This is a genomic window from Actinosynnema sp. NPDC023794, from assembly GCF_040639675.1.
Taxonomy (GTDB): domain Bacteria; phylum Actinomycetota; class Actinomycetes; order Mycobacteriales; family Pseudonocardiaceae; genus Actinosynnema; species Actinosynnema luteola.
In genome coordinates this window covers 1-6756 of sequence record NZ_JBFAFR010000080.1, presented here as the reverse complement: position 1 = coordinate 6756, position 6756 = coordinate 1, and the positions used below count along the sequence as shown (strand labels likewise).

Below are 6756 nucleotides of genomic sequence, written 5' to 3'. Positions count from 1 at the left end.
GGACCCCAAGCCCTTCATCTGGACCAAGGACGCGGACGAGATCCTCGACCGCCTCGCCTCATATCTTGATCGAATTCCTGGCGCAGGACACTAGGTCCTCACCGCGTGGGGACCTACGGCCACCGCCGGGCACCGCCCACGACCCTGTGCGGCCACCGTGGGGAGGACCACCGTGGAGCCATGACCGACCGGATTCCCGCGCCCGTCGTCGTAACGGGCGACCACTCCCCCTGGGGCGAAGCCGCCCTTCGGTGGGCGACCGAGTACGCCATGGCGACCAGGTCGCCGCTGGAGGTTCGCCCACCGACCTCGGACCCGATCCGCGACCTGATGCCGGCGGGATCCCGTGCCGGTCTCCTCGTGGTCGGCTACCGCGGCGCGAACGGCACCGCGTTCGGCCTGGGCAGGCTGGTGCAGCCGCTGGTCGAACACGCGGCGTGCGACGTCGTCGTGATCCGGGGCAAGGCCGAGGCCCTGCGCCGCGCCCACCGCCGGGTCACCGTGCTGCTGTCCGGGGACGTGGCCGACGACGACCTGGCCCTGGCCCGTGCCGTCGTCTACGCCGAGCAGCAGCACGTGGCACTACGGGTCCTGCACGCCACGCCGTCACTACCGGTGCGGACCGACGACCCAGTGTGGCCTGTCACCCACGCCGACGACGTGCTGCGCGGCACCCACCACACCTCGGTGCTGGCCAGGATGCACCCGCACGAGGCGATCACCCGGTACGCCGACACCGACCTGCTCGTCCTGGCCGGACGTGGTCCGGTCACTCGTGCGGCGCTGCACCACGCCCCGTGCCCCGTCCTGGTGGCACACCGCTACCCGGTCGACATTGCCCGCCCGCGTTCCGCCGAGCACGATCGAGCGGCCCACGCCGAGCGCTGACACGATGGAAGGACCTTGAGCGCGCGGCGGGAGGGTCTTTGGACCCTGTGTCGGACGACTCCCGTCGGCGAAGGTCGGATCAGTCGGATGACGGAGGGGTGGAGCCGGTGGCCCGGGTGTTTCTGGTGGACGACCACGAGGTGGTCCGCGTCGGCGTGCGCGAACTGCTCAACAGCGCGGACGACCTGGAGGTGGTCGGCGAGGCCGGGTCGGTGGCCGAAGCACTGGCCAGGGTGCCCGACAGCGGCGCGGACGTCGCTGTCCTGGACGTGCGGCTGCCCGACGGCAACGGCATCGAGCTGTGCCGCGAACTGCGCTCCCGGATGCCGGAGCTCCAGTGCCTGATGCTGACCTCGTTCACCGACGACGAGGCACTGTTCGACGCCATCATGGCCGGCGCGTCCGGGTTCGTCCTCAAGCGCATCCTCGGCCACGACCTGCAGACCGCGGTCCGCACCGTCGCCGCCGGCGAATCCCTCCTCGACGCCCGCTCCACGGCGGCGCTGCTCAACCGCATCCGCCGCGAACGCGAGCAAGGCGACCCCGTGCGCATGCTCACCGAGCAGGAACGCACCGTTCTCGACTACATCGGCGAGGGCCTGACCAACCGCCAGATCGCCGAGAAGATGTTCCTCGCCGAGAAGACGGTCAAGAACTACGTCTCGCACCTGCTGGCCAAGCTCGGCCTCGAACGCCGCACCCAGGCCGCCGTCCTCGCCACCCGCCTGCGCAAGCCCGCACCACCGTCTGAGGGCTAAGCCAGCGGAACCTGCCAGGTCAGACGGGTTCCGCCGCCGGGCTCGCTGGTGACCGAGCACGTGCCGCCCAACGCGGTGGCCCGTTGTTCCAGGTTGCGCAGCCCGCTGCGGGCGACCTGCGGCGGCATGCCCACACCGTCGTCCACGACCGAGATGGTCAGCTCGTCGCCCGCCTCCACGGTCAGGACCAACTCCTTCGCCTGGGCGTGCCGGACCGCGTTGGTCACGGCCTCGCGCACCACGGCCTCGGCGTGCTCTCCGACATCGTCGGGCACCGAGTTGTCCACCGTCCCGGTCATCCGCACGGTCGGCGTGACCGACGCGTTCTCCGTCAGCTCCGAGACCAGGTCCAGCAGACGCCGCCGCAGACCCGGCAGGTCGTCACCCGCCTGGAGGTCGAAGATCGACGTGCGGATCTCCAGCACCGTCTCGTCCAACTGGTGCACTGCCTTGCGCACCCGTTCCCGCACGGCGGGATCACGGATCGCGCCCAACGCGCCCTGCAGGCTCATACCGGTGGCGAACAACCGCTGGATCACGTGATCGTGCAGGTCCCGCGCGATCCGATCGCGGTCCTCCAACACGTCCACCAACCTGCGCGCCCGCTGGTTCTCCGCGAACTCCAACGCCACCGCCGCCTGGTCGGCGAAGGACGCCAGCACCGGCACCTGGTCCGCCCCGAACCGGGCGCCACCCTTCTCCCGCGCCACCAGCAGCACACCCTGCACGCTCGAACCGGACCGCAACGGGACCGCGACTCCCGGGCCCGCGGCGACCGCGGTCTCGCCGAGCAGGCCCTCCAGATCCTCGACCAGCACGGGCGTGGCCGAGGCCAACATCTGCTCCACCACCGACCCGGATCCGGTCAGCACACCACCGACCAGGCCCTCGACGCGCTCACCGGCACCGGCCGCCATGCGCAGCCGCTGCCCGTCGGCACTGTCGACCAGCACGATCAACGACATCGACGCCGCCGACAGCTCCCGGGTCCGCTGCGCGATCAACCGCAGCGCGTCGTCCGCCGAAGCGCCACCCAGCAACTCGGTGTTGATCTCCGCCGTGGCCTCGAGCCAGCGCTCCCGCATCCGGGACCGCTCGAACAAACGCGCGTTCTCCACCGCCACACCCGCCGCGGCCGCCAGCGCGGTCAGCACCACCTCGTCATCGGCGCTGAAGTCGGTGCCATCGACCTTCTCCGTCATGTACAGGTTGCCGAACACCTCGTCACGCACCCGCACCGGCACACCCAGGAAGCTGTGCATCGGCGGGTGGTTCGCCGGAAAACCCACCGACGCCGCGTGCTCGGACAGGTCGTGCAACCGGATCGCCCGCGGATCCTTGATCAACAGCCCCAGCAGACCCCTGCCCTGCGGCAGGTGACCCATGTGCGACCGCGTCTCCGGATCGATACCGACGTAGACGAACTCCGACAGGTTCTCCTGGCTACCCAGCACGCCCAACGCCCCGTACCGCGCTCCGACCAGCTCCACCGCCGCCTGCACGATCCGCTGCAACGTCGAGTCCAGCTCCAACCCCGCGCCGACCGCCAGCACCGCGTCCAGCAGGCCCTGCATCTTGTCCCGGGTCGAGCCGATCTCGGTCAGCCGCTCCCGCACCTCGTCCAGCAACTCGTCCAACCGCAACCCGCCCAGCAGGCGGTGCGGCGTCCCCTCGTCAGCAGATCCGGCCACGGATCCAGCCTTCCACCACCACCGGGTACAGCCAAGTCCGGCGGACCCTGTTCGGAAGGGACCTTCGACCGTGTGTTCCCACCCTGGGGCGACGCACAGTAGAGGTGTTGGTTGCACCAGGCGACACAGGCGAGGACGACATGGCAAACGTGACCGAGGTGCTCGGGCTCGCGGTAGACGAGGTGACCGACGTGCTGAACGCCGCGGCCCTCGCCCCATCGGTGCACAACACCCAACCGTGGCGGTTCCGACTCGCCCGTGACCGGATCGAACTGCACGCCGACCCGACGCGCAGGCTGCCCGCCACCGACCCGGAGGACCGCGAGCTGCGGCTGTCCTGCGGCGCGGCGCTGTTCAACCTCCGCCTCGCCCTGCGCGACCACGGCATCCGACCGCTGGTGACGTTGATGCCCGGAGCCGAAGCGCCCGGAGCGCTGGCCACCGTCCGCCGAGGCGGTCACGGAGACCTCGACGAGGAGACCCGGCAGCTGATCAAGGCGATCCCCGCGCGGCGGTCCAACCGCAAGCCGTTCCGGGACGTGCCGGTACCCGTCGAACACCGGCACGCGCTCGTGCGGGCGGCCGAGCGCGAACGGTCGTGGCTGCACGTCGTGACCGACCGTGACGAACGCGCCCGACTGCAAGGCCTCGTGGCCAAGGCCCAGCGGATCCAGGCCGGCACTCAGGAAGTGCGGGCCGAGCTGACCGACTGGACGGGCGAGCGAGCCGGTGACGGCATCCCTTCCAAGTCCGCCGGCGTGCGCCCCGCGCGCCAGGACGAATGGGCCTTGCGCGACTTCCAAGCCGCCGAACGGACACCGGGCAAGGACTACGAATCCGACCCGCTCGTCGTGGTGCTGTGCTCGTTCTACAACGGGCCACTCGCCGAACTCCAGGCTGGACAGGCGCTGCAACGCGTCCTGCTCACCGCCGCCACCCTCGGCCTGTCCGCCTCCTTCATGTCCCAGGCGATCGAAGTGCGCCCCGTCCGCGACGAACTCCGCCGCGCCCTTGGCGGTAGCCTCGAACCCCAGACCATCCTGCGCATCGGCTTCGGCTCACCGGTTCCCTCCAGCCCCCGGCGTGCCGTCCGGGAGTTCCTCCTGGAGCCAATCGCAGCGGCATGACCTCGCAGGGACTGAACGTCTTTCGATCACGGTGCTTACGTCCTTGTCCAGGATTCGCTCCACCAGATCCATGCCTGGCCATCTGTGATGCGAAAGACTGAGCATGCTCGTAGTAGGCGAAAGCCCGCCATGATGTCGGCCCAGAGCCCACTACGAGCTCCCTTCTCGATGCCCGCGCGCTGCTGACGGCAGAGATGTCCTGGCACGTGAACCCCGCTGTGAGCACGTCGACCGGCTCGGCCCTGCTTATCATGATCTTCTTCCCCCCGGCTCACCAAGGTCGTCCCCGCGCCACTGGTGTCGATCACCGCGCTCACGGCGTTGACCATCGGTGCGGGCATCGCCGTCCCGACCGTGGGCGACAAGGGCGCCCTGCCGTCGTCCCTGCCGGTGCCGGGGCTGCCCGACGTGCCTTTCACCCTGGACACGCTCAAGCTGATCGCGCCGTTCGCGCTGGCGTTGGCGCTGGTCGGGCTGATGGAATCGCTGATGACCGCCAAGTTGGTCGACGACCTCACCGACACCCGCTCGAATAAGACCCGCGAGTCCATCGGCCAGGGCATCGCCAACGTGGTCACCGGGTTCTTCGGCGGCATGGGCGGCTGCGCGATGATTGGCCAGACGATGATCAACGTCAAGAACGGCGCCCGCACCCGGCTCTCGACGTTCCTGGCCGGGGTGTTCCTGATGATCCTGTGCATCGTGTTCGGCCCGATCGTCTCGGACATGCCCATGGCCGCGCTGGTCGCCGTGATGGTCCTGGTCTCCTTCGGCACGTTCGACTGGCACTCCGTGGCCTCGGCGACCCTCAAGCGGATGCCGACCGGTGAGATCACCGTCATGGTCGTCACCGTCGCGGTGGTCGTCGCCACCGACAACCTCGCGATCGGCGTCGTCGTCGGCACCATCACCGCCATGGTGATCTTCGCCCGGCGCGTCGCCCACCTCGCGACCGTGACCGCGCTCGTCGACCCCGAAGGGATCCGGGTGGTCTACACCGTGAACGGCGAGTTGTTCTTCGCCTCCAGCAACGACCTCGTCCACCAGTTCGACTACGCGGGCGATCCCGCCGAGGTCGTCATCGACATGGCCCAAGCCCATGTCTGGGACGCCTCGTCGGTGGCCGCGCTGGACGCGATCACGACCAAGTACAACGCACGCGGCAAGACAGTGGAGATCATCGGGCTCAACGAGCACAGCGCCAAGATGCACAGCGCACTCACGGATGTCTTCATGCCGCCTCGGAAGCGCCGTTCCTACACGGCTGAGTACAAGGTCGAGGCCGCGCACCGGGTGATCGATTCCGGTCGTACGATCATCGAGGTCGCCCGTGAGCTGGGGATCGACGCGGGGATGTTGAGCGTCTGGGTCAAGGACGAGCGGCGCCGGATCGCCGCGGCCGAGGTCCACGGGGAGCAGCCCCTGGAGGCGGCCGAGCGGGCCGAGTTGCAGCGCCTGCGCCGGCAGGTGTCCGAGTTGGAGAAGGACAACGCGTTTTTGGTAAAAGCCTCGGCGTACTTTGCCGCGATGCAGAAGAACCGGCCCGGTTCGCTCTGATGGCCAAGTACGCCGGCCCGGATGACATCGCCGGCGTGGCCGGTGCCGCCGTGCCCGAGGGCGACCGGTTCGCGGTCCGGCGCATGGCGCGACTGTTGAAGGTGTCCGCCTCCGGCTATTACGCCTACGTGAAGCGTTGTGCGGCAACGGTGTTGACGCCACGCCAGCAGCGCCGTGCGGATCTCGAGGTGAGATCGTCCAGGCGCACCAGGATTCCGACGGGACCTACGGGTCGCCGCGGATCACCGCCGAGTTGCGGGACCGGGGCGAGGTGGTCAGCGCCAAGACCGTCGCCAGGGTCATGGCCGACATCGGGATCGAGGGCGTCAGCCCTCGCACGTTCAAGGTGAGGACGACCGTGGTCGACCCGTCCGCGTCGTTCCCGCCGGATCTGGTCGACCGCCGGTTCGACCAGGGCCGCCCCGACGCCGTCTGGCTCACCGATATCACGTATCTGTCCTGCGGCGAGGGCGAGATGTTCCTGTGCGCGATCCGCGACGGGCACTCGCGCAGGGTGCTGGGCCACAGCGTCGCCGACCACATCGGCGCCGGGATGGTCACCGACGCCATCGAGGCCGCGGTGGCCGTCCGCGGCGGCGCGGTTCGTGGCACGGTGCTGCATTCCGACCGCGGCGGGGAGGGTGAATTCAACTGGTCGTCGCAACACCCTTGATCGAGAGGTGGAGCGATGGCTGGGCCGAAGCAGAAACAGGTCCGCGAGTACCGCGGCCAGAT

Annotated in this window: 6 protein-coding genes and 2 pseudogenes; 7 read left to right on the top strand and 1 reads right to left on the bottom strand. The window is 69.4% G+C overall.

All coding sequences use genetic code 11. From position 1 onward, the window contains the following. The first annotated feature begins 180 nt into the window (after positions 1-180). A complete protein-coding gene (locus tag AB0H12_RS44935) occupies positions 181-888 on the top strand; it encodes a universal stress protein (RefSeq protein WP_499632835.1) in 708 nt (235 codons plus the stop codon). A 107-nt stretch (positions 889-995) separates the two neighbouring features. Further along, entirely contained in the window at positions 996-1646 is a 651-nt protein-coding gene (locus AB0H12_RS44930; protein WP_106614689.1) for a response regulator, read from the top strand. Here the strand turns inward: AB0H12_RS44930 and AB0H12_RS44925 are convergent. Continuing rightward, the gene (locus AB0H12_RS44925; protein ID WP_499632831.1) at positions 1643-3337 is read right to left on the bottom strand and encodes a GAF domain-containing sensor histidine kinase; all 1695 of its coding nucleotides are present in this window, start codon (positions 3335-3337) and stop codon (positions 1643-1645) included. The genes AB0H12_RS44930 and AB0H12_RS44925 overlap by 4 nt on opposite strands. Before the next feature lie 140 nt (positions 3338-3477). On the opposite strand from AB0H12_RS44925, the gene AB0H12_RS44920 reads away from it, so the two are divergent. The 5 genes and pseudogenes from AB0H12_RS44920 to AB0H12_RS44900 all read left to right on the top strand — a co-directional run bounded on the left by AB0H12_RS44920 (position 3478) and on the right by AB0H12_RS44900 (position 6694). Further along, positions 3478-4464: an Acg family FMN-binding oxidoreductase gene (locus tag AB0H12_RS44920; protein ID WP_499632828.1), complete on the top strand. Its 987-nt coding sequence runs from the start codon at positions 3478-3480 to the stop codon at positions 4462-4464. A 251-nt stretch (positions 4465-4715) separates the two neighbouring features. Further along, positions 4716-5688: pseudogene (locus AB0H12_RS44915) on the top strand (SulP family inorganic anion transporter); the annotation flags it as partial. After that, positions 5671-6021 (top strand): transposase, encoded by a 351-nt coding sequence (locus tag AB0H12_RS44910; protein WP_499632840.1) that lies wholly within the window; start codon positions 5671-5673, stop codon positions 6019-6021. The pseudogene AB0H12_RS44915 and the gene AB0H12_RS44910, both read left to right, overlap by 18 nt. A gap of 136 nt (positions 6022-6157) precedes the next feature. Then, positions 6158-6298: pseudogene (locus AB0H12_RS44905) on the top strand (helix-turn-helix domain-containing protein); the annotation flags it as partial. Between the two features lie 81 nt (positions 6299-6379). Next, complete coding sequence (locus tag AB0H12_RS44900; protein WP_499632837.1) at positions 6380-6694, top strand: DDE-type integrase/transposase/recombinase; 315 nt, start codon at positions 6380-6382, stop codon at positions 6692-6694. Positions 6695-6756: the final 62 nt, after the last annotated feature.

Bases quoted from the DNA above. Each gene is read 5' to 3' on its own strand.
- AB0H12_RS44910 (WP_499632840.1), top strand. From the start codon at position 5,671: ATGCACAGCGCACTCACGGATGTCTTCATGCCGCCTCGGAAGCGCCGT.
- AB0H12_RS44935 (WP_499632835.1), top strand. From the start codon at position 181: ATGACCGACCGGATTCCCGCGCCCGTCGTCGTAACGGGCGACCACTCC.
- AB0H12_RS44920 (WP_499632828.1), top strand. From the start codon at position 3,478: ATGGCAAACGTGACCGAGGTGCTCGGGCTCGCGGTAGACGAGGTGACC.